Origin of the sequence: Achromobacter aegrifaciens, assembly GCF_902859735.1 — a bacterium.
GTDB classification, from domain to species: Bacteria; Pseudomonadota; Gammaproteobacteria; order Burkholderiales; family Burkholderiaceae_B; genus Achromobacter; species Achromobacter aegrifaciens.
The window spans coordinates 21,711-41,317 of the sequence record NZ_CADIJY010000016.1 but is presented as its reverse complement, the minus strand read 5'-3'; the positions used below and the strand labels follow the sequence as shown (position 1 = coordinate 41,317).

At 64.6% G+C, this 19,607-nt stretch carries 21 protein-coding genes and 1 tRNA gene; 15 read left to right on the top strand and 7 right to left on the bottom strand.

Annotation, left to right across the window (positions count from 1 at the left end; all coding sequences use genetic code 11):
- The first annotated feature begins 187 nt into the window (after nucleotides 1–187).
- A tRNA-Pro gene (locus HV766_RS26650) sits at nucleotides 188–264 on the top strand.
- Nucleotides 265–449: 185 nt separating this feature from the next.
- On the opposite strand, the gene HV766_RS26645 is transcribed toward HV766_RS26650, so the two are convergent.
- Nucleotides 450–887, bottom strand: coding sequence for an acetyltransferase (locus tag HV766_RS26645; protein ID WP_054458246.1), 438 nt, complete (start codon nucleotides 885–887; stop codon nucleotides 450–452).
- Between the two features lie 87 nt (nucleotides 888–974).
- Between HV766_RS26645 and HV766_RS26640 the strand changes: the two genes are divergently transcribed.
- The 5 genes from HV766_RS26640 to HV766_RS26620 all read left to right on the top strand — a co-directional run bounded on the left by HV766_RS26640 (nucleotide 975) and on the right by HV766_RS26620 (nucleotide 4,413).
- Nucleotides 975–1,412, top strand: coding sequence for a hypothetical protein (locus HV766_RS26640; RefSeq protein ID WP_119451627.1), 438 nt, complete (start codon nucleotides 975–977; stop codon nucleotides 1,410–1,412).
- Between the two features lie 37 nt (nucleotides 1,413–1,449).
- The gene (locus HV766_RS26635) at nucleotides 1,450–1,638 is read left to right on the top strand and encodes a hypothetical protein (protein WP_054458306.1); all 189 of its coding nucleotides are present in this window, start codon (nucleotides 1,450–1,452) and stop codon (nucleotides 1,636–1,638) included.
- A 100-nt stretch (nucleotides 1,639–1,738) separates the two neighbouring features.
- Nucleotides 1,739–2,185 carry a hypothetical protein gene (locus tag HV766_RS26630; RefSeq protein ID WP_175182138.1) on the top strand — a complete coding sequence of 149 codons (447 nt, stop codon included), beginning with the start codon at nucleotides 1,739–1,741 and terminating at the stop codon, nucleotides 2,183–2,185.
- A 100-nt stretch (nucleotides 2,186–2,285) separates the two neighbouring features.
- Nucleotides 2,286–3,557: a rhomboid family intramembrane serine protease gene (locus HV766_RS26625; RefSeq protein ID WP_254593366.1), complete on the top strand. Its 1,272-nt coding sequence runs from the start codon at nucleotides 2,286–2,288 to the stop codon at nucleotides 3,555–3,557.
- 103 nt (nucleotides 3,558–3,660) lie between these two features.
- The gene (locus tag HV766_RS26620) at nucleotides 3,661–4,413 is read left to right on the top strand and encodes an SDR family oxidoreductase (RefSeq protein WP_054458239.1); all 753 of its coding nucleotides are present in this window, start codon (nucleotides 3,661–3,663) and stop codon (nucleotides 4,411–4,413) included.
- A 15-nt stretch (nucleotides 4,414–4,428) separates the two neighbouring features.
- Here the strand turns inward: HV766_RS26620 and HV766_RS26615 are convergent, their stop codons facing one another.
- Entirely contained in the window at nucleotides 4,429–5,295 is an 867-nt protein-coding gene (locus tag HV766_RS26615) for a spermidine synthase (RefSeq protein WP_175182136.1), read from the bottom strand.
- 242 nt (nucleotides 5,296–5,537) lie between these two features.
- Here HV766_RS26615 and HV766_RS26610 point away from each other — a divergent pair, with 242 nt between their 5' ends.
- The 4 genes from HV766_RS26610 to HV766_RS26595 all read left to right on the top strand — a co-directional run bounded on the left by HV766_RS26610 (nucleotide 5,538) and on the right by HV766_RS26595 (nucleotide 11,178).
- Nucleotides 5,538–6,476, top strand: a complete 939-nt coding sequence (locus HV766_RS26610; protein ID WP_175182135.1) for an SMP-30/gluconolactonase/LRE family protein — start codon at nucleotides 5,538–5,540, stop codon at nucleotides 6,474–6,476.
- Nucleotides 6,477–6,512: 36 nt separating this feature from the next.
- Nucleotides 6,513–7,439 (top strand): 3-hydroxyacyl-CoA dehydrogenase family protein, encoded by a 927-nt coding sequence (locus tag HV766_RS26605; protein ID WP_054458236.1) that lies wholly within the window; start codon nucleotides 6,513–6,515, stop codon nucleotides 7,437–7,439.
- 965 nt (nucleotides 7,440–8,404) lie between these two features.
- Nucleotides 8,405–9,415, top strand: coding sequence for a Bug family tripartite tricarboxylate transporter substrate binding protein (locus HV766_RS26600; protein WP_054458235.1), 1,011 nt, complete (start codon nucleotides 8,405–8,407; stop codon nucleotides 9,413–9,415).
- A gap of 20 nt (nucleotides 9,416–9,435) precedes the next feature.
- A complete protein-coding gene (locus tag HV766_RS26595) occupies nucleotides 9,436–11,178 on the top strand; it encodes an IlvD/Edd family dehydratase (RefSeq protein ID WP_175182134.1) in 1,743 nt (580 codons plus the stop codon).
- Here the strand turns inward: HV766_RS26595 and HV766_RS26590 are convergent.
- Entirely contained in the window at nucleotides 11,175–12,068 is an 894-nt protein-coding gene (locus HV766_RS26590) for a LysR family transcriptional regulator (RefSeq protein ID WP_175182133.1), read from the bottom strand. The two genes, HV766_RS26595 and HV766_RS26590, sit on opposite strands and share 4 nt — an antisense overlap.
- 134 nt (nucleotides 12,069–12,202) lie before the next feature.
- Between HV766_RS26590 and HV766_RS26585 the strand changes: the two genes are divergently transcribed.
- Nucleotides 12,203–13,192, top strand: coding sequence for a 2-hydroxyacid dehydrogenase (locus tag HV766_RS26585; protein WP_119451635.1), 990 nt, complete (start codon nucleotides 12,203–12,205; stop codon nucleotides 13,190–13,192).
- 19 nt (nucleotides 13,193–13,211) lie between these two features.
- Here HV766_RS26585 and HV766_RS26580 read toward each other — a convergent pair whose 3' ends face one another.
- Together HV766_RS26580 and HV766_RS26575 are read right to left on the bottom strand one after the other, a co-directional pair.
- A complete protein-coding gene (locus HV766_RS26580) occupies nucleotides 13,212–13,850 on the bottom strand; it encodes a hypothetical protein (RefSeq protein WP_125471554.1) in 639 nt (212 codons plus the stop codon).
- A 78-nt stretch (nucleotides 13,851–13,928) separates the two neighbouring features.
- On the bottom strand, nucleotides 13,929–14,300 hold the full coding sequence (locus tag HV766_RS26575; RefSeq protein ID WP_125471556.1) for a hypothetical protein: 372 nt from the start codon (nucleotides 14,298–14,300) through the stop codon (nucleotides 13,929–13,931).
- A 195-nt stretch (nucleotides 14,301–14,495) separates the two neighbouring features.
- Here HV766_RS26575 and HV766_RS26570 point away from each other — a divergent pair, with 195 nt between their 5' ends.
- Both HV766_RS26570 and HV766_RS26565 read left to right on the top strand, forming a co-directional pair.
- Nucleotides 14,496–15,398 (top strand): PhzF family phenazine biosynthesis protein, encoded by a 903-nt coding sequence (locus HV766_RS26570; protein ID WP_054458231.1) that lies wholly within the window; start codon nucleotides 14,496–14,498, stop codon nucleotides 15,396–15,398.
- A 250-nt stretch (nucleotides 15,399–15,648) separates the two neighbouring features.
- Nucleotides 15,649–16,083 (top strand): GNAT family acetyltransferase, encoded by a 435-nt coding sequence (locus HV766_RS26565; RefSeq protein ID WP_175182132.1) that lies wholly within the window; start codon nucleotides 15,649–15,651, stop codon nucleotides 16,081–16,083.
- A gap of 31 nt (nucleotides 16,084–16,114) precedes the next feature.
- Here HV766_RS26565 and HV766_RS26560 read toward each other — a convergent pair whose 3' ends face one another.
- Together HV766_RS26560 and HV766_RS26555 are read right to left on the bottom strand one after the other, a co-directional pair.
- Nucleotides 16,115–17,068, bottom strand: coding sequence for a M14 family metallopeptidase (locus HV766_RS26560; RefSeq protein ID WP_054458229.1), 954 nt, complete (start codon nucleotides 17,066–17,068; stop codon nucleotides 16,115–16,117).
- Nucleotides 17,069–17,079: 11 nt separating this feature from the next.
- Nucleotides 17,080–18,078 carry a Bug family tripartite tricarboxylate transporter substrate binding protein gene (locus HV766_RS26555; protein WP_054458228.1) on the bottom strand — a complete coding sequence of 333 codons (999 nt, stop codon included), beginning with the start codon at nucleotides 18,076–18,078 and terminating at the stop codon, nucleotides 17,080–17,082.
- 117 nt (nucleotides 18,079–18,195) lie between these two features.
- Between HV766_RS26555 and HV766_RS26550 the strand changes: the two genes are divergently transcribed.
- Nucleotides 18,196–19,059 carry a MurR/RpiR family transcriptional regulator gene (locus HV766_RS26550; RefSeq protein WP_054458227.1) on the top strand — a complete coding sequence of 288 codons (864 nt, stop codon included), beginning with the start codon at nucleotides 18,196–18,198 and terminating at the stop codon, nucleotides 19,057–19,059.
- Between the two features lie 268 nt (nucleotides 19,060–19,327).
- Nucleotides 19,328–19,510, top strand: a complete 183-nt coding sequence (locus HV766_RS26545; RefSeq protein WP_225589211.1) for a hypothetical protein — start codon at nucleotides 19,328–19,330, stop codon at nucleotides 19,508–19,510.
- Nucleotides 19,511–19,607 lie beyond the last annotated feature (97 nt).

The following is a 19,607-nucleotide window of genomic DNA, read 5'->3' as shown; positions in this document are numbered from 1 at the left end:
ACGCAGTACCAGCAACGCGCGGCGCAAGCCGCGCGTTGCATTGAGCAGTACCTCGCGCAGCAATCATCGATGCGCATGCGGTTGATGCAATCGATGAACGCAGCGCGAAAATTTTTTTGAGTATTCAGCACTTTTTTTGCACGAATGCGTGCAAACAATTTTTTGTTCTGCTATACTCTTTTTCTTTCGGGGCGTAGCGCAGCCTGGTAGCGCACTTGCATGGGGTGCAAGGGGTCGCGAGTTCGAATCCCGCCGTCCCGACCAGTAGTTCCAAAGGCCGTCAGTGAGAAATCACTGACGGCCTTTTCATTTTTGTTGGCCTGATTTCAGCGAGCGCGGTGCAAGCGCGTTATGCCAATGGCTGATAAAAAACTGCCGGCGTAAAATGGCACCCTGGCAAAGTGTCAGCCATGGAAAAAGCCACCCGCAGGTGGCTTTGTTTTTTCCGATCAGCTCCGATACTCCAGATGGATCAACGGGTAGGCCCTGCCTTGATCATCAAGCGGCGAACGGCCCGTGCGCTTGAAGCCCATCCTTTCATAGAAGCCCACCGCCTGGCCGTTCTGTTCATTGACGTCCGTCGTCATGTTGGGATGGAGGGATAGGCCGTGCCGCACCAGCGCGGCGCCTATGCCGGTTCCGCGGCAGGCGGGATCGACGAACAGCGCTTGCATGTGGCCGTTGTCGATGAGCATGAATGCCTGGGGGTAGTCGCGGGCGTCGACCGCAAGCCAGAGCGGCACTTGCGGGAGAAAACCGCACACCATCTCGTCGATGGCCTGGCGATCCTCGGGTGAAAGAAAGTCGTGCGTGGCGTCTACTGCGCTGCGCCAGATTTCGACTGCGCGCGCGCCTTCGTCGGGGCGGGAGGTTCTTATCGTAATCATCCTCGCAGCGTATTTGATTTCTTTTTGCGGCGTCAAATTGACGAACCCGAATGGGTACACTGGGACGCTCTTCGACTAGGAAAAGAAATGGCGCAACAGAATGCCGTGAAGAACAAGGCGCGTCGTCGCATGCCTGACGGCCGCCGCTTTTGGTTTATCAGCCTGCTGGGCATCATTGTGACCTGCAGCCCAGATATCCTAGATGCATTGCGAGGCCAATTCGGGCCGGCGCAACGGCTGGTGATCCCGGCGCTGCTGCTGTATTGGCTGTATCGGGGCAGCGAATGGGCGCGCTGGATCTTGATGGTCCTGCTGCTCGGCATCGGTGCGATGAATCTCTACCTGCTGACGGGCATGCTCAAGTATTCCGCCCATCTGTGGTTGCATGCTTACGTCGCCAGCGCTGCGATGGTCCTGACCGGGTTCTATCTGGCATTGGCGAAGAAGGACTTCACGCGTTATTGCAGCCATGTCGCTGTGCGAAACGCCCGCAAGGCAGCGGCGCGGCAGGCGGAACCTCGTTAAACGCCAGATTGGAAAAGTGGAGTGGGAGGAAGTGCCGGTGCTGTACGTGGTCTTGTGGAGCGTGTTGGCGCTAGCTGCATTCACTGGCAGCCTGTTCGTCTTCTGGACGCGGCCGTTCCAGTTCAAGGAGCAGGGCGCGGGGCCGGACTATCGGCCGTCTGCCGGTATCGCAGGGGCCTTGATGACGATCGCCGTTCTCGCGCTGGTGATTGCGCTGACCGTATGACCGCGATCGGTTACGCGCCTGAATGGTATAAGTGCGCGGCAGCGTATTGCGGTGCGATTGACGGTCAGTGATAACTCCAGGCGGTATGCGGATGAAAGTCATGAGAAGTCTTGCGGTGCTCCTTTTGCTGGCGCTACAGACGGCCAGCGCTGTCGCTGAAACGCAAGCGGACACGTCGATCTCGAGTGTGGTGGAGGGCGGCCGCTGGACCGACGGCGCGGCCACGGGCGCGTACCGGATCGTCGTGGAAGAGGTCGGGTTCGAGCACGTCAGCTGCCGCATACGGATTCAATGGGTCGCTTCCACGGCCGCTGGCCGTCCCGCCAAGCTCGTCGCGGAACAGACCTTCGCGGAACTCTCGACCACTTTCTGGAGTTGCGGGCAGGACAAGCAGAGCGTGGTTGTCGCCGGTAATGTGCTGAAAGTGCAGGCCACGCACGCGTATTCCGGTGAGCCATGCACGTTCACGGCAAAGCTTGGCAAGCCGGGCCGATATCAATACGCGGGATGCCGCAACGAGGAACCGGCGCCCAAGACTGGCGGCTGAATCGTTTGCTGCACCCATGCATGGCGCGCTTACCTCGGCCTTCTGCAGCATGGCGCGCTGCTTGGTTAAGATAAAGCCCACTCTTCGATATGCCTACTTGATGCCTCCATTCCAACGCACGTCCCTGCTCAAAAGAATATTCGCCAGCAAGATCACGCTTCTGCTGATTGCCTGCAATGTCGCGGTGTACGGCGTGGCGGGATTTTTAGACTCGCGCGCGTTCGAGAGCCTGAGCCAAACCTCGTTCCTGATCGATTGGGGCGGCAACGTACCGGCCTTGACCTTGTCCGGGGAATACTGGCGCCTGTTCACCAGCATGTTCCTGCACATCGGCTTCCTGCACCTGGCAATCAACATGCTGGCGCTGTGGTCGCTGGGGATCATCCTGGAGGCGCGCATGCGTTCCGGGGTGTTCCTGGGCGTGTATCTGCTGTCGGGCCTATGTGGCAGCCTGGTCACCGCGTTATGGCATCGCGACGAGTTTTTCCTGAGTTGCGGGGCGTCTGGCGCAATCCTGGGCATTTTCGGGGCGGCGATCGTTTACGGCCTGCATGACCGGCGTATGGGCCGGCCCCACATCCCGCCCGGCAATCTGCTGTTCAGCCTGGTGCTGACCTTCGGCGCGGGCTTCGCGTTCGACGTCGACAACGCGGCGCACCTGGGCGGCTTGCTGTCGGGGGCACTGCTCGCGGGGATCGCGTTATATGCCGAGCGCTTGCGGCCCGTAACGGCGGCGATGGTCCTGGCCGCGACGGGCACGCTCAGCGCCGTGGCGCTGGCCGCGGTGACGCTCGGCAATCATGACCGCGGCATGCAGGAACAGCTTGCCGCCGCGCAGTTTGGCCGCACGCTGGGAAAAATGGGATTGCTGGGCTCGGATCGGGCGCTGTGGAAAGCGCCGTCGCTGGATGAGTGCATTGCCGCCGCGTTGTCCGCCGCTGTGCGCGATGGATCGCGAGCGCCGGATCTGCGAGGTTGCGCGAAACCGGGAGACAGGGATCTAGCCTTGTTGGCGAGGTTCATGCCGCAGCAATACGAACGCTGCCATGCGCAGATCGCAGGGTTGCGGAAACTCTACCCGGCTGCCGCTGCGCAGGAGGCGTTGACCGCGGCAGACCAGTACTGCGAACTTCAAACTCGGCTCTATGGCGCGGTCTTTCAAAAAGACGCCGCTGAGCTCGATCCTGAAAAGGCGCGCCAGACACGTTTGAAGATGAACTTCCTGCTCGACACGAGGGGAATGTACCGGACCGATTCAGCGCAATTGCGGGCGCAGGCAGCGGCCTTGAAGGCGATACTCCGGCGGCCAGGTGAACTCGCGCTGGCGGTCATCAGCCGGTCTGGTTGCCCCTATTGGAGTTGCGAGCGCTAGCGCCTGCGATCAGGGGCATACGCAAACGCAGCAATAAACGGGAGGACAAGGCGCGTTCGCATTCGTAGGATGCAGGCATCATTCATGCCTGGAGCAGACGCCCATGTCTTTATCTCTTGCTGGAAAAGTGGCTTTGGTCACGGGCGCGTCCTCGGGTATCGGGCGCGCCGTGGCGTTGCGCCTGGCCGCCGAGGGCGCGGCGCTGGTGCTGACGGCCAGACGCCGTGATCTGCTGGAGCAGGTGGCCGACGAGATCAGGAGCGCCGGCGGGCGGGCCTGCGTTGCTGCGGGAGATGTCGCCTTGCCGGACACGCACAGACTGGCGGTGCAGTACGCCCAGCGCGAGTTCGGCGGCCTGGACATCGCGATAAACAATGCCGGCACCATCGGGCCCTTCAAGCCGCTTGCGGAAGTTGCCCTGGAAGAATGGGAGCATACGCTGAGCGTCAATCTCACGGCGGCGTTCCTGGGAGCGCGCCATCAGATTCCGGCCATGCTGGAGCGGGGCGGCGGCGCGCTGGTCTTCGTGTCCAGTTTTGTGGGGACGAGCGTGGGCCTGCCCGGCATGACGGCCTACGGCACGTCCAAAGCCGCGCTGATGGGCTTGGTCAAGGGCATTACCGCGGACTATGCCGCGCAAGGCATCCGCGCCAATGCGCTCTTGCCTGGGGGAGTGGACACCGAGATGGCCGGGAGCCAGGAGCAGAAGGACTGGGCGGCCGGCCTGCATGCCATGAAGCGGATTGCGCGCGCCGATGAAATTGCCTCGGCGGCGCTGTTCCTGGCCAGCCCGATGGCAAGCTTCGTGACCGGGTCCGCGCTCTATGCGGATGGCGGCAACTCCGCCGTGAAGTGAGCGCGCCGTCCAGGCTCAATCGCGCAAGACGGGTGCGTCGTCGGCAATCGCCTGTCGGCGCGAGTACATCTCCAGGGCTTCCTCGGCATTGACGCCCAACGGCCCGAGAACGGCATCCAGCGCCTTGGCATTGCGGGCAAGCTGATCGCGGCCGGGCAGTTCACCGTTGACCGCCATGATGACGCGATTGCCCGTTTGCAGATTGAAGAATTCTCCGAACACCGCGGCATAGGTCGCCGATTCGCGTGCATAGAGCTGGCTCTCGGTGAAGGTGTTCGCCACCGCCACGCCGCCCGGCGCGAGGATGCCGCGCACGTGTTGCAGGAATTCCAGCGTCATCAGATGTTCGGGGATGTAGTCGACGTCGAACGCGTCCAGCATCACCATGTCGTATTGCAGGCCGTCGCGATGGGCGCGTTCGATGTAGGCGCGGCCATCTTCCAGGAAGAGGCGTTGCACGGGGCCTTCCTGGTAACCGAAGTAGCGCGCCGCGACCTTGCTCACGGCGGGATCGATTTCCACGGTATCGATGACGGTATCGGGCAGGAGCGCGGCCAGGGTCTTTTGCAGTGTGGCGCCGCCCAATCCGACGATCAGGATGTTGCGCGGCTTGGGATTGATGTAGAGCGCGGTCATCATCATGCGCGTGTAGGAAAACACCAGCTGCCCGGGATGCTCGAGGCTCATGCAGGTCTGGCGGCCGACGTCGTGCATGGAGTTGAAGTTCATGCAGCGCTCGCCGTTTTCCTCGAACACGAGCAGTTTGCCGAACTGCGAATCTTCGCTGTGGATCAGCTTGGGGCCGCCCGTACCTCGCAGCAGCACCAAGGCGGCGCCGGCGATGACGAGGACGAGAATGGCGCGGAGGGCAACACGGAGCATTTGGCGGCAAGCAACAGGTAGGGGACGCGTCATCGTATCGTGGGCCGGGTCCACCGCGCGGACGCTGGCGTGAATCCCCTGGCGGCAAGACGCCGGCGGCGTCGCGACGGCAGGAATCAACGATCGGTTTTATTGAAAGACTCGTTCGATATATTTCATTTCCTTAAATGCTCGGCTCTCCTTAGAATTTCGCTCGAAACGGGGCGCATAGATTCCCGTCCGGTAAATCAGAGGAGACCTGCATGTTCTACGATCCCGTCCCCAGGATTCAAGCCAGCGTATACGCCCGGCTGCCCGACGAGCTGAAGTGGCAGGGCCAGGACCTGAACGAGTGGGTCGCTGGCCAGCCGCAGGGCAATCCGCCGCGCTCGTTGCTGGAAGGGCCGTCCTTCGGGCCAGACGGCCTGCTGTATTGCGTGGACGTCATCAACGGCCGCATCCTGCGGGTCGATGCGCGTGGCGAATTCGAGCCGCTCGTACAGTACGAGGGCTGGCCCAACGGCCTGAAGTTCCATCGCGACGGCCGCATCTTCATCGCCGACTACAAGCACGGCATCATGCAGTTCGACCTCGAGCGCCGCGAGGTGCGCCCGGTGCTCGAGCGCTACAACATCGAGCGCTTCAAGGGCGTGAACGACCTGTTCTTCTCGCAGGCGGGGGATCTCTATTTCACCGACCAGGGCATGACCGGCTGGCAGGATCCGACTGGCCGCCTGTTCCGCCTGCGGCCGGACGGCAAGCTGGACTGCCTGCTTGATTGCATACCCAGCCCCAACGGCCTGGTGATGGATCTGGACGAGCACGCGCTGTATGTGGCGGCGACGCGGGCCAACGCGATCTGGAAGGTGCCGCTGCTGCGCAACGGTCAGGTCGGCAAGGTGGGCACGTTCATCCAGATGTCGGGCGGCGGCGGCCCGGATGGCCTGGCGCTGGATGCGAAGGGCGGACTGTGCATTGCCCACGTGGGTCTGGGCACCGTCTGGTGCATGGATCCGTTGGGCCAGCCGGCTTTGCGCATCCAGTCTCCCGAGGGGCTGCACACCACCAACCTGGCCTTCGGGGGAGCCGCGGGCCGCACGCTTTACATCACCGAGTCCAGTTCGGCCAGCATCCTGCGCGTCGAACTCGATGTAGCGGGCAAGCCGATGTACCTGCCGGCGCCGGCCGCGCAGGCGCTCTGACTACCACATACCCCAACTACCAAAAGGACGGAACAGATGGATCAGGCAATTGTGCTGGGCGCGGGCACCATGGGGGCCGACGTCGCCGCCGGTTTTCATGCGGCCGGCTGGCGTGTATGGCTGGTGGAGCCCGACGCGGCGGCGCGCGCGGCGGCCACGCGGCGCGTGAACGCCTCCAGCGAAATGATCGGCGGGCAGGCGGACGCCGGGCGCATCGTCACCAGCGCAACCATGGAAGAAATCGACTGGAACGATACCCGCATCGTGGTCGAGTGCGTGCCCGAACTGCTGGAAACCAAGCGTGCCGTATTCGCTCGCCTGGAACAGCTGGCGCCCGCTTCGATTCCCTTGACCAGCAATTCGTCGAGCTTTCCCATCAGCGCCATCGGCGAGGGCTTGCAGACCCGCGCACGCATGGTGGGTCTGCATTACTTCATGCCGGCCCATCTGGTGCCCGCCGTGGAAGTGATACGCGGAGAGGCTACCGATGAAGCCATGGCCCAGGAAGTCAGCCGCATCATGCGCGATACCGGCAAGAAGCCGGTGCAGGTCAAGCGCGACGTGCCGGGGTTTCTTGCCAACCGCATCCAGCATGCGCTGATGCGCGAGGCGATCGCGCTGGTCGAGGAAGGTTTCGCGTCCGCCGAGGACGTGGACACCGCGGTGCGCTACGGGTTCGGATTCCGCTACATCGCGGCCGGCCCGCTGCTGCAGAAGGATCTGGCCGGCATCGACATCCATTGCGCGGCGGCCGCGACGATGTATCCGCACCTGCGTACGGACGACAGGCCCAGCGCGCTCATGCGCGAGCTGGTCGAGCAGGGCAACATAGGCGTCAAGTCGCCTTCCCTGAAGGGCTTCTATCAATGGACGCCGGACCGCGTCGCCCAGGAGCAGCGGCGCTACCAGGTCGCCTTGGGCAAGGCCATGCAGATCCTGAAGGATGAAGAGGCGCTGGCCTGACGCAGACTGTCGCGGAGCGGCAGGGCTTCGAACTTGCGGATGTCGGGGTTCTTTAGTCGCCGAGGCTGCCAGTCGCCTAATGCGTTGGTTTCAGCCGCCGTTCATGGGCAGATGCCGTGAGCCGGTGTCCGGGCGGAGGGATCCGAAGCGCAGCCCCACCGGGGCGAGCATCGGAATCCCGCAGTCCGGACGCCGGCGGCTCAAGAACCCTGCCGCACAAAAGAACCCAGCCTCACAAAACCGAGGCGGCAGGGCTTCGAGCTCGCGGATGTCAGGGTTCTTTAGCCGCCGAGGCTGCCCTGCGCCATTCCGATGCTCGCCCCGGCGGGGCTGCGCTTCGGATGGCTCCGGGGTCCTCGGCTGCCAGTCGCCTAATGCGTTGGTTTCAGCCGCCGTTCATGGGCAGATGCCGTGAGGCGGTGGCCGGACGGAGGGATCCGAAGCGCAGCCCCACCGGGGCGAGCATCGGAATCCCGCAGTCCGGACGCCGGCGGCTCAAGAACTCTGCCGCACAAAAGAACCCAGCCTCACAAAGCCGAAGCGGCAGGGCTTCGAGCTCGCGGATGTCGGGGTTCTTTAGCCGCCGAGGCTGCCCTGCGCCATTCCGATGCTCGCCCCGGCGGGGCTGCGCTTCGGATGGCTCCGGGGTCCTCGGCTGGCAGTCGCCTGATGCGGTGGCTTCAGACCACGTTCCTGGGTAGACACCGTGAGCCGGTGTCCGGACGGAGGGATCCGAAGCGCAGCCCCACCGGGGCGAGCATCGGAATCCCGCAGTCCGGACGCCGGCGGCTCAAGAACTCTACTTCACCAAACCGAAGTGCAGCCCGGATTTTCCTCATCCATACGTCCTAGGACTCTCACGGATTTTTTTGACAGAACATAAATTTTTTTCTCTTTTCGCAGGCGGGAGTTTGCGAACATGCGCCTAGAGCTTTCAAGCCATAAGAACGCATCGGGAGACAAAAATGTTCTGTAAGAATGCCGCGCGCAAGCGCATTCACATCGCCGCGGCCGCCTTCATCGCGGCTGCTGCTTTCACCGTTCCTGGCCATGCATCCGCGCAGGCCGCCGACAGCTATCCGAACAAGCCCATCCGCCTGATCATCCCGTATCCGCCTGGCGGCGCGACCGACGTGATCGGACGCATCGTAGGCCAGCGCCTGAGCGAGCAGATCGGCGGCCAGGTCGTGATCGAGAACCGCGGCGGTGCAGGGGGCAATATCGGTGCGGCGGAAGTGGCGCGCGCGCAACCTGATGGCTATACCTTGCTGATGGGGGCGCTGACTTCGCATTCGGTCATGGCGACCCTGGAGAAGGACACCATCCCCTACGACCTGCGCAAGGACTTCGCGCCCGCCGGGGTGGTCGGCTTTGTGCCGCTGGTGGCCGTGGTCAATCCCAAGCTGCCCATCAAATCGCTGGCCGATCTGGTGAGCTACGCGAAGGCGAATCCCGGAAAACTCAATTTCGCCTCGTCGGGCGCGGGTGCGCCGCAGCGCATGGCGATGGAACTCTTCAAGCAGATCGCGGGCGTCAACATCGTGCACGTGGCCTATCGCGGCAGCGGCCCGGCCATGACCGACCTGGTCGGCGGCCAGGTGGAGACGATGACCGAGACGGTGCCCGCCGCGATCTCCTTCATCAAGTCCGGCCAGTTGCGTCCGCTGGCCGTGCTGACGCCGCAGCGCGTCTCGATGTTGCCGGACATTCCCACCGCCGAGGAACAAGGCTTCAGCGGCTTCAACGTCAGTTCGCTCTTTGGCGTGATGGCGCCGGCCGGCACGCCGGCTCCCATCGTCGCCAAGATCAACAAGGCGCTGACCACGGCGCTGGCCAAGGACGATGCCAAGGCCCAGCTGCTGCAGCAAGGCGTCTATGCCGACGCGCTCGACGTCGAAGCCTCCAAGGCGCGCCTGAACGCCGAAATCGAGCAGTGGGCCAAGGTCATCCGCGACGGCGGCATCACCGTAAATTAACTGGAAGCAGCTTGAACACGATGAGCAAGAAAAACACCGAGGCGTCGCAGGGCGAGGCCGGCGGCCTGCGCAAAGGCCTCACCAGCTACGGCGACAGCGGCTTTTCGCTGTTCCTGCGCAAGGCCTTCATCAAGGGCGCCGGCTACACGGACGGCGCGCTGGACCGGCCGGTGATCGGCATCGCCAACACGGGCAGCGCCTACAACCCCTGCCACGGCAACGCGCCGCAGCTGCTGGAAGCCGTGAAGCGCGGCATCATGTTCGCGGGCGGCCTGCCGATGGATTTCCCGACCATCTCCATCCACGAGAGCTTTTCCTTTCCCACCAGCATGTACCTGCGCAACCTCATGTCCATGGACACCGAGGAGCTGATACGCGCGCAGCCCATGGACGCGGTGGTGCTGATAGGCGGATGCGACAAGACCGTGCCCGCCCAGCTCATGGGCGCCGCGTCGGCGGACATACCGGCGATCCAGCTTGTGACGGGATCGATGCTGACGGGGTCGCACCGTTCAGAACGGGTGGGCGCATGCACGGATTGCCGCCGGTACTGGGGCAAGTACCGCGCCGAGGAGATCGACAGCCAGGAGATCGCCGACGTCAACAACCAGCTTGTCGCCAGCGTGGGCACCTGTTCGGTCATGGGTACGGCAAGCACCATGGCCTGTATTGCCGAAGCGCTGGGCATGACCGTGCCTGGCGGCGCTACGCCGCCGGCCGTCACGGCTGACCGGATGCGCATTGCTGAACTCACGGGCGCGCAGGCCGTCGAGATCGCCAGGCAGCGCCTGTCGGTCTCGAAGATCCTGACCGCGGATTCCTTCGAGAATGCCATGCGCGTGCTGCTGGCCATCGGCGGGTCCACCAACGGCATCATCCACCTGACCGCCATCGCCGGCCGGCTGGGGCTGGACCTGGATCTGCAGGCGCTGGACCGCATGGGGCGCGAGACGCCCGTGCTGGTGGACCTGAAGCCTTCGGGCCAGCATTACATGGAAGACTTCCACAAAGCGGGCGGCATGGCCACGCTGCTGCGCGAACTCAAGCCGCTGTTGAAGCTCGACGCGCTGACCGTGACCGGCAGGACGCTGGGCGAGGAGATCGAACGCGCGGGGCCGGGGTTCCCGCAAGCCGTGGTCAAGACCAGGCAGGACCCGATCTATCCGCAGGGCGGGATCGCGGTGCTGTCCGGCAACCTGGCGCCCGAGGGCGCCATCATCAAGCAGTCGTCCGCCAACGCCGGACTGATGGAACACGAAGGCCGCGCGGTGGTGTTCGAGAATGCCGAGGATCTGGCGGGCCGCATCGATGCCGCCGATCTGGACGTCACGCCGCAGGACATCCTGGTGCTGAAGAACATCGGCCCCAAGGGCGCGCCGGGCATGCCGGAGGCGGGTTATATCCCGATCCCCAAGAAGCTGGCTTCGCAGGGCGTGAAGGACATCATCCGGATCTCGGACGGCCGCATGAGCGGCACCGCGTTCGGCACCATCGTCTTGCACGTCACGCCTGAAGCGGCCATAGGCGGGCCGCTGGCCTACGTCAGGAACGGCGACCGCATACGCCTGAGCGTGAGCCGGCGCGAGATCTCCCTGCTGGTGTCGGATGAAGAACTCGACCGCCGCCGCCGCGAGCAGCCCGTCACGCCGCCCACGGCCGAACGCGGCTACAAGAAGCTCTTTCTTGACACGGTGACCCAGGCCGACAAGGGCGTGGATTTCGATTTCCTGCGCGGCGTGCCGGGCAAGCCGAAACAGGGCTAGGGCATTGTCCCGCGCGATTCCAAGCCCCCGAAGATGGTCCGGGCGTCCTGGGAAATCGACGCGGCCATCTTGGCATGATGGCCGCGGGTGTTCCAGATCAGGCCGTTGCGGCGCACGGGCGCGCGGTTGGGCAGCGGGATGCGTGCCACGTCGAGCGACTTCCACATGGACGACCAGTCCGGAATCAGCGCAACGCCCAGGCCTTCATGCACCAGCGCGACGATGGCGAGCAGGCCGTCGATCTCCAGCCGCTGCTTGGGCCAGATCTGGTGGTCGCGCAGATAGCGGTCGGCCAGCTGGCCGCCGTAGATGTTGCGGTCGTAGCGTATGAAGGGTTGGGTCGAGAGCAGGGTGTGGGCGTCCTGGTCCGCAAGATGGGACGGCGCGACGACGACCAGCGGTTCTTCCATGAATGGCTGCCAGAGACAGCTCTTGGGCACCGCGAACTGCGGTTCCACCACGATGGCGGCGTCGAGTTCGCCGTTGACCACCTTGCCGCACAGGTCTATGGAGCCGCCGGGCGTGACGAAGACGGAGGCGTCCGGATGCTTGCGGTACAGCGATTTCAGTATCGGCGGCAACACGTTCGTCAATGCGGACACGAAACAGCCGATGCGGAATTCGCCCGGTTGGTCGCCGTCGATGGCCATGGCGCGCAGATCGCGGATGTTGCGGATGGCCGCCTTGGTGCCTTCGAGGATACGCATGCCGCTCTCGGTGGGCCGGACCGAACGCCCCGAGCGCTTGACCAGCGCCACGCCCAGGTCCATCTCCAGCGCCTTGATGCGCGCGGCGATGGCGGCCGAGGTCAGATCGAGCTTGCGCGCCGCTTCGGCGAACGAACCGGCTTCGACGACTGCGACGAAGCTCTGCATGCACTTGATGTCCATGATGCGATGGGCCTATTGCCCTGAAAGGAGAAACTTCAGGTTGAAGATCGCACGAACCGCTACGAACCCGGCTGCGATGGCTGCAGGCTTATCGCGCCAATTTTCCGTATGTTATAGCGTCGAGGTTGAAATCCATGATCGAGCATGAACTGGCCCAAGCGCGCCAGGCAGCAGCAAATGTCTCCGGCAAGGGGGACGGCAAGTTTCCCCCTCTGCTCAAGGTAGGGGTTTTTCCCGAGTCGGTGGAAGCGCAGTTCCGCTCGAGGTTCACGTTGATCGACGAGGCGGCGCTGCAAAACGATCCTGCGCAGGCCGATGCGATCGGCGGCATCGTCACGCGCTCGAACTACCGGATTTCCGCCGAGCTGATGGATCGCTTGCCGGGGCTGCGCATCATCGCCACCAACGGCGTCGGCTACGACGGCATCGCGCTGGACCGCGCGCGTGAGAAGAACATCGTCGTGACCAACACGCCGGACGTGTTGAACAAGGCCGTGGCTGAATTGGCGGTGGGGTTGTTGCTCGCCTTGCTGCGCCAGTTGCCTGCGGCCGACAGCTTCGTGCGCACGGGCGCATGGGAGGCCTCGCCCTTTCCGTTGGGGGCGAGCCTGGCGGGCAGGAAGGTCGGCATCGTCGGTTTAGGGCGCATCGGCAAAGAGATCGTCCGGCGGCTCGTGCCGTTCGAAGTGGACCTCAGCTACTTCGGCCGCACGCCCCAGGATACGCCGTGGCGGCATTTTGATTCTCTGCCTGCCATGGCTCGCCATGTGGACGTGCTGGTCCTGTCATGTCCCGGCGGGGCGGCAACGCGCCACATCGTCGACGCCGCCGTGTTGAGTGCGCTGGGGCCGGAGGGGGTGGTCGTCAACGTCGCCCGCGGCTCGGTGATCAATGAGGCCGACCTGTGCCATGCGTTGGCCAACGGCATCATCCAGGGGGCCGCGCTCGACGTGTTCGAAAGCGAGCCGCTGGGCGAGAGCCCCCTGCGGCGCCTGTCGAACGTAATCCTGGCGCCCCATATCGGCAGCGCCACGCACGAGACGCGCCGCCAGATGGCGGAGCTGGCGATGCGGAACCTGGTGTCGTTCTTTACGACGGGGAGGGCGGTTACGCCAGTGGCGTAGCCGGACGTCGGGCTACCCGCTAGAACCACACTGTCGCAATCAGCAGCGCGCAGCCCGCCGTGGCTGTGGCTGCCATGATGGCGGCCAGGCGCAAGGCGATCTTGCGTTCCTTGCGGCCGACGTTGGGGTTGCCGACGTTGGCGGACCGCAGTTGTTCCCAGGTCGACGCGGCGCCCGCTTCGCGGCTTTGCAGGGCCGACGCGGCGTTCGCCGTGGAGCGGGAAATGCGGGTGAGCCGCAGCGCCGGATAGGCCAGCAGCAGCCCGGCCAGGAACAAGGCGCAGGCGCTGATTGCGCCTGCCGTGAAGGCCGAGCTGTCGCGCGCCGCGAACAGGATTAGGGATGCCGCCAGGCCGATGAGGTTCAGGCCGGCCAAGGCTTTCAGCGCCTGGACTCCCCAGGGGCCGGTGGCTTCCTCGGTGAAGTCTCCGACCGAGCGCCAGTAGGCGGCGTCGTTGGATGCGGCCTGGAAAAAGAAGGCGAGATCTCTCAGGAGCACCTCGCCTTGCCTGTCATCGGGGCTGGTGTCTCCATGCCATTGGGTGGCGAACTTCCTGCTTCGATCAGCGTCCGCGTGATGCGCGCGGGCCCAGTTTTCAGCCAAGCCTATCGCGGCTTCGACGGTAAGCGCCTCTGCGGGTCTGGCACTGTCTTTCATGTTTAGCGTCCCCATATATGGGACATTGTACTAGGCCTGAGTGGACGCTACCTTGATGCAAGGCACACCCCGCGCGGATCAAGGCAAGGCGGCGCCGGGATGGGGTGCTGTCCGGGAAAAACAGACTTCGAGCAAGCTGTTGCTGCGCAGTTTGAGGGTGACGTCCGTACGCTGCCCGCCCGGCGTAGTGGCGGCGAAGAAACCAAGGGCCAGCGCGCCGAACCAGGCGGGAAGAAAGCTGGCCAGATCCCAGCCCGACACGCTGGCGTTGTAGGGTTGCTTGACCGTCCGCACGGTCAGCCCATGTTCGCGGCACAGCGCCTGCAGCGCTGCCGCGGTTTCGTCGATGTCGACGATGTTCTCCAGAAAGAACGGCTCCTGGACTCGCATCAATCTGGCAAGTTCGCCTGCAGGCAGGCGGTTCTGGAAGTAGGTGCGTACCGTGGACATGTGGCGGGTTCCTGGTGAGCGCAAATCGTCATGCACCGGCTTGGGGGGGCGGAAAGCGCCGGGCCAGCATAGTCTATGCCAGATCCACCCGCTGTTACGGTCCCGATTCATCGCCTCTGTGTCTGGTGGACCGCGCGCCGGCCCCGCACACTTCCCGGGTCGCCGCGCTGTCCGCGTGGCCTGAGAGGACGTTCCATGCGCTACCGTTATGTCACCGCCGATGTGTTCACCAGCCAAGCGTACGGCGGCAATCCGCTGGCGGTCGTGTTCGACGCCCAGGGCCTGAGCACGGCGCAGATGCAACGCATCGCGCGCGAATTCAACTATTCCGAAACCAGCTTTGTGCTGCCGCCGCGGGATCCTGCCCATACGGCCTGGGTGCGCATCTTCACGCCCGACCGCGAGGTGCCGTTCGCCGGACATCCCAATGTGGGCACGGCCGTGGTGCTGGCGCGCGAAATGGCTGCCTCGGGCCTGACCGTGCCGGATGCCTTCGCGTTTGAGGAGGAGGCGGGACTGGTGCGCATTGCGCTGCGCCCAGGCGCAAACGGCGCGGCGGGTGCGGAACTGCTTGCGCCGCAACCGCTGTCGCGCGCCAGCGAGGCGCCGGCCGCCGCGGTTGCGCGGGCCTTGAGCCTGGAGCCTGCGGACATCGATACCTCCACGCATGCGCCGCAGGTGGCGTCGGTAGGCCTGATCTTCCTGGTGGTGCAATTGGCCAGCCGCGACGCCTTGCGCCGGGCCGTGCCAGATCCGGCGGGCTACGCGGCCCTGCTGCCGCTGGACGGCGCAAAGTCCATCTATGCCTACACCACGGACACGGGGGCGGGCGGGGCGGATGTCCAGGCCCGCATGTTCACCGGTCGCATGACGGAAGACCCCGCGACCGGCAGCGCTACGGCGGCCATGACGGCCTTGCGCACGGCCCTGCGCGGCGCCGGCGCAATGCGCCTGAGGGTGGAGCAGGGCGTGGACATGGGACGCGCCAGCGTGCTGCTGGCTCACGCCGAACCGCGCGCCGATGGCGTATGGGCGGGCGTGGCGGGCGAGGCCGTGGTGGTCATGGAAGGCACGCTGGAGGCGCCTGACGCGTCCTGACGTTGGCTGCGCTTCGCCGCCTCGTGTATGCTTGCCCTCATGAACGCACAGCATTTCGCGCCTATGTCTGGCGCAGCCTACCGACGAATCACTCGACGCTTACGTTGAGTGGCTGGTCACGTCCCGGCGCCAAACCATCGGCGCCATATCCTGAAAGCCACGATACCCCTCGTGGCTTTTCTGTTTCTGGCTGGTCCCGCTGTCGAGGCGTATCGCAAGGCTTTCGTTGCCATCCTTGAAGGAACGAAGCATGAGTGCGCAAGACCTCGCCATCCGGCCCTACCATTCGACCGACGAAGCGGCCGTCATCCAGCTGTGGCATGACTGCGGCCTGACCCGCCCATGGAACGACCCGCGCAAGGACATTGCGCGCAAGCTTGCGGTGCAGGCGGACTTGTTTCTGGTGGGAGAGGCGGACGGCGCGATCGTCGCGACGCTGATGGGCGGCTATGACGGCCATCGCGCCTGGATCAATTACCTGGCGGTATCGCCCGCGCATCAGCGCCGCGGTCATGCCACCGCACTGATGCAGGCGGTGGAGCGCCGGCTGCTGGAAATGGGTTGCCCCAAGATCAATCTGCTGATCCGGTCGGGCAATATTGCGGTGAAGGACTTCTACGCGACCCTGGGCTTTCAGCAGGACGAGGTCATCAGCCTGGGCAAGCGCCTGATTCCGGACCTTTGACGGATCCCGATCAGACGCTTGCGGATGGCGATCAGATCGCCACGGTCAGGTACACCGCTTCGCGACCCACGATGGGCATGCGCGTGGGCATGAAGATGGTGCAGTCGTCGCAGGGCGAACGGATTTCCTCGGTGCCGTTCATGGCGATGAGTTCACCCTTGGCGAAGGTTTCGAAGCCGATCACCGGACGGGTAAAGGTGAAGTCCTCGGACTTCACCATATGCACTTCGAGCAGGCGGTAGCGCTGCGGCGCGGGCGGGGGCGGCGTGCCGGCAGGCATGTCGATCAGGCCCGTGTGTGCGAGGAAGCGCAGCGTGACGTCGGTGGCCAGGTCGGCGGCGGATTGCGCGAAGTGCTGGCCGCATTCGACCACCAGCGAGCCGCTGCTGTCGGAGTGCGGATCGCCGTGGCGGCCGTAGCCCATGACGCCAGTGCCGGGGAAGAGGTCGGGCGGCATCACCAGATGCACCTGCGGCACGCCGACGGCGCTGGCCAGCGCCGTGTTGCGGTCCATCTCGGTGTAGACCCAGAAGGGTTGCACCGGCGCACGCGTGGAATGGATGTCCAGCACGAAGTCGGCTGCGTCCAGCACCGGACGCAGCTCGCGGGCGCGGCGCAGTTCTGGGCTGTCTTCCGGGCCGTCCAGCATGGCTGCGGACCAGATGCGGTTCAGGTTGTGGACGAGCTGGCGGTTCTCGTAGGGGTTCTCGATATCGAAGGCTTCATAGGCTTCGACGTGCGCGAAGCTGACGGTGAGCGTGCCGATCTTGGGGCGCACGCCTGAGTCCAGCAGATGGGTCGCAGCCACCATGCCGCAGATTTCGTTGCCGTGCGTGATGGCGTTGATCAGCACATGCGGGCCGGGACGGCCCGACTCGAACCGGTGCACGTAGGGGATGCCGACATTGCCCTCGCGATAGGCCGAGAGATCGCGCGGCAGGACTTCGAGCGGGGCGGTGTCGGGTTCGAAAGCGGGATTTTTCATGGGAGTAGGGCCTATTCAGGACGGATGCCGGCGCGGTCGATCAGGTCTTTGTACAACGCCAGGCGCTCGGACATCATGGCGGTGAACTGTTGCGGGGTCTGGTTCTCGGGGGGCAGCGCGCCGGCCTTTTCCAGGGATTGCGGCATGCCGTCCTCGGTGGCGGCGGTGCGCACGGCGGCCAGCAGCTTCTGGACGATGTCGGGCGGCGTGCCTGCGGGCGCGGCCAGGCCGATCCACGACATGGAATTGAGCACGGGGTAACCCAGTTCCTCGAAGGTCGGCACGTCGGGCAGGGAGTCCAGGCGTTTTGGCGCGGCCACCGCCAGCGCGCGCATCTTGCCGACCTGGATGTGGGGCAGGAAGGGCGCGAGGTTGTCCAGCGCGAACTGCGCCTGGTCGGACAGCAGCGCGTTGATCAGCGGCGCGCCGCCGCGATAGGGCACGTGCACGGCCTGCAGCTGCAGGGTGTTCTTCAGCAGTTCGGCGTTGAGCTGGCCCATGCTGCCGATGCCTGCGGTGGCATAGTGCAACTGGTCGGGGCGCGCCTTCAGCAGCGCCACGAACTCCGCCAGGTTGCGGGCCGGCACGGCGGCATTGGTCACCAGCACATTGGGCGTGCGCGACAGCTGCGAGATCGAGACGAAGTCCTTGATCGGGTCGTAGCCCAGGTCATTGCGCATCAGCGGATTGGCCAGGTGCGAGCTTTGCGACGACGCGACCAGCGTGTAGCCGTCCGGCGCGGCGCGCGCGACGCGCTTGCTGCCGATGGCGCCGCCCGCGCCGTCGCGGTTCTCGATGATGACGCTGGTACCCAGCGCCTTGCCCAGGGCGTCCGCGTACAGTCGGCCGATCAGGTCGACGGAGCCGCCCGCAGGGAAGGGGACGACCAGCGTGATGGGGCGCGAAGGATAGGCGTCGGCGCGCGCGGCCAGCGGCAGCAAGGCGGCGCCCAGACCGGCCAGGATCAGGCTGCGGCGGATCGAGGACGGTCCCTGCGATTGATGCTTCATGGAATTCTCTTGTGGTGACTGCGGGTTTGGTCTAATTTGCAATGAAGATTGCAGGCAGAAATATAAGATGCAATGTGTATTGTGAAATTTGGGGTTATCACCTAGGGCCATGCAAGGATGAACCTGCACCAACGTATTGCCGGCTACGGCCGCAAGCTCAGCAAGAGCGAACAATTGCTGGTCGAGGAGATGCAGGCGCGCTATCCGCAAAGCCTGCTGGAATCGGCGACGGCGCTGGCCAGGCAGGTCGGCACCAGCGCTTCCACCGTGGTGCGCCTGTTGGCCAAGCTCGGCTACGAAAGCTACGCGCAGGCCCAGATGGAGGCGCGCACGGAAGTGACGGCGCGCCTGGCCTCGCCCGGCGAGCGCGCGGACGCGGTGGGCTCGGACAAACCGTCGGCGCGCGCCTGCCTGCATAACGCCTTGCTGCATGACCAGCACAACCTGAAGGAGACCTACGCGTCGATCGACGTGGCCGCCTTCGAGGCTGCCGTCCGACTGCTGACGCAGCGCAAGGGGCGGGTGCATGTGCTGGGGCTACGCCAGGCCGCGCCGCTGGCCAGCCACGTGGCGCTGTACTTGAACCTGTGCCTGCCTTCGGTCAAGCCCATGGTCGCCGCCGGCCCGCTGTTCCTGGAAGACCAACTGCTCTGGATCGACGAGGCCGACGTGCTGCTGGCGTTTACCTTCAGGCGCTATTCGGTTGCCGCGGCCAAGGCGGTGCAGTATTTCCGGCAGCGAGGCGGCAAGGTGATCCTGATCACCGATTCGGCGTCGGCGCCCGCCGCGGCCTCGGCACACCACGTGCTGATAGCGCGCAGTTCCAGCGCGTCGCCATTCGATTCCTACACTGCGGCCTTTTCCGTCTGCAATGCCTTGCTGGCGGCGGTTGCGCAGCGCAGCAAACAGGCCTTGGGCGCGGCTCTGGAGCGCGGCGAAGGCTTGTGGGACGCGCAATGGATACGTCCGCCGGGCGGCTGAAAGATGCTGCTCGCACCGTTCTTGCGGCGAGCGCGAAAGGCCAGGATTTGGACCGATTTTCGGCCATTTGGATGAGCTTCAAGATGCGTTCGCACTACCTGCTCTAGTACTTCATAACTCCTTGAAAACATTACTTTTCAAGCCAAAAATTTTTTGGCATATTGCGGCCGGGAAAAACAATTTCGAGGAGCAAGGAATGGGCGCGTGGCCACAGCGTCATATTGATGGATTCGAGGTGGAATGTCAGGTCATCCGGCTGGATACCGGCATGTTGGCGATCGAGGTAGCGGTGTGCCGGAGGGTGGAAGGCGAATTCGAGCGGCGTTGGTCGCTGCCGCGTTTCGTGACCTTCGAGGATCCCGGGACGGCAAGACGCCACGCCGAACTGGTGCTGTCGGGCATCGTGTCGGTGGACGAAGCCACGGGCGAACCGCGCTACGGCATCCTGTAGCGGCGGGCCGGACCCGCAGCGGCAGGCAGGGTTTTGTTTCTTTTCACACAATCGCGTGCTTTGCGCTGGCGGATTTGCCCGGTACATTGGTGTAGGG

What these genes read in the sequence shown, in the direction of transcription:
- HV766_RS26605 (WP_054458236.1), top strand. Translation starts at nt 6,513, where the DNA reads ATGGATCAGGCAATTGTGCTGGGCGCGGGCACCATGGGGGCCGACGTC.
- HV766_RS26600 (WP_054458235.1), top strand. Translation starts at nt 8,405, where the DNA reads ATGTTCTGTAAGAATGCCGCGCGCAAGCGCATTCACATCGCCGCGGCC.
- HV766_RS26575 (WP_125471556.1), bottom strand. Translation starts at nt 14,300, where the DNA reads ATGTCCACGGTACGCACCTACTTCCAGAACCGCCTGCCTGCAGGCGAA.
- HV766_RS26645 (WP_054458246.1), bottom strand. Translation starts at nt 887, where the DNA reads ATGATTACGATAAGAACCTCCCGCCCCGACGAAGGCGCGCGCGCAGTC.
- HV766_RS26585 (WP_119451635.1), top strand. Translation starts at nt 12,203, where the DNA reads ATGATCGAGCATGAACTGGCCCAAGCGCGCCAGGCAGCAGCAAATGTC.
- HV766_RS26555 (WP_054458228.1), bottom strand. Translation starts at nt 18,078, where the DNA reads ATGAAGCATCAATCGCAGGGACCGTCCTCGATCCGCCGCAGCCTGATC.
- HV766_RS26610 (WP_175182135.1), top strand. Translation starts at nt 5,538, where the DNA reads ATGTTCTACGATCCCGTCCCCAGGATTCAAGCCAGCGTATACGCCCGG.
- HV766_RS26640 (WP_119451627.1), top strand. Translation starts at nt 975, where the DNA reads ATGGCGCAACAGAATGCCGTGAAGAACAAGGCGCGTCGTCGCATGCCT.
- HV766_RS26595 (WP_175182134.1), top strand. Translation starts at nt 9,436, where the DNA reads ATGAGCAAGAAAAACACCGAGGCGTCGCAGGGCGAGGCCGGCGGCCTG.
- HV766_RS26580 (WP_125471554.1), bottom strand. Translation starts at nt 13,850, where the DNA reads ATGAAAGACAGTGCCAGACCCGCAGAGGCGCTTACCGTCGAAGCCGCG.
- HV766_RS26590 (WP_175182133.1), bottom strand. Translation starts at nt 12,068, where the DNA reads ATGGACATCAAGTGCATGCAGAGCTTCGTCGCAGTCGTCGAAGCCGGT.
- HV766_RS26625 (WP_254593366.1), top strand. Translation starts at nt 2,286, where the DNA reads ATGCCTCCATTCCAACGCACGTCCCTGCTCAAAAGAATATTCGCCAGC.
- HV766_RS26615 (WP_175182136.1), bottom strand. Translation starts at nt 5,295, where the DNA reads ATGCTCCGTGTTGCCCTCCGCGCCATTCTCGTCCTCGTCATCGCCGGC.
- HV766_RS26545 (WP_225589211.1), top strand. Translation starts at nt 19,328, where the DNA reads ATGTTGGCGATCGAGGTAGCGGTGTGCCGGAGGGTGGAAGGCGAATTC.
- HV766_RS26570 (WP_054458231.1), top strand. Translation starts at nt 14,496, where the DNA reads ATGCGCTACCGTTATGTCACCGCCGATGTGTTCACCAGCCAAGCGTAC.
- HV766_RS26620 (WP_054458239.1), top strand. Translation starts at nt 3,661, where the DNA reads ATGTCTTTATCTCTTGCTGGAAAAGTGGCTTTGGTCACGGGCGCGTCC.
- HV766_RS26560 (WP_054458229.1), bottom strand. Translation starts at nt 17,068, where the DNA reads ATGAAAAATCCCGCTTTCGAACCCGACACCGCCCCGCTCGAAGTCCTG.
- HV766_RS26550 (WP_054458227.1), top strand. Translation starts at nt 18,196, where the DNA reads ATGAACCTGCACCAACGTATTGCCGGCTACGGCCGCAAGCTCAGCAAG.
- HV766_RS26630 (WP_175182138.1), top strand. Translation starts at nt 1,739, where the DNA reads ATGAGAAGTCTTGCGGTGCTCCTTTTGCTGGCGCTACAGACGGCCAGC.
- HV766_RS26565 (WP_175182132.1), top strand. Translation starts at nt 15,649, where the DNA reads ATGAGTGCGCAAGACCTCGCCATCCGGCCCTACCATTCGACCGACGAA.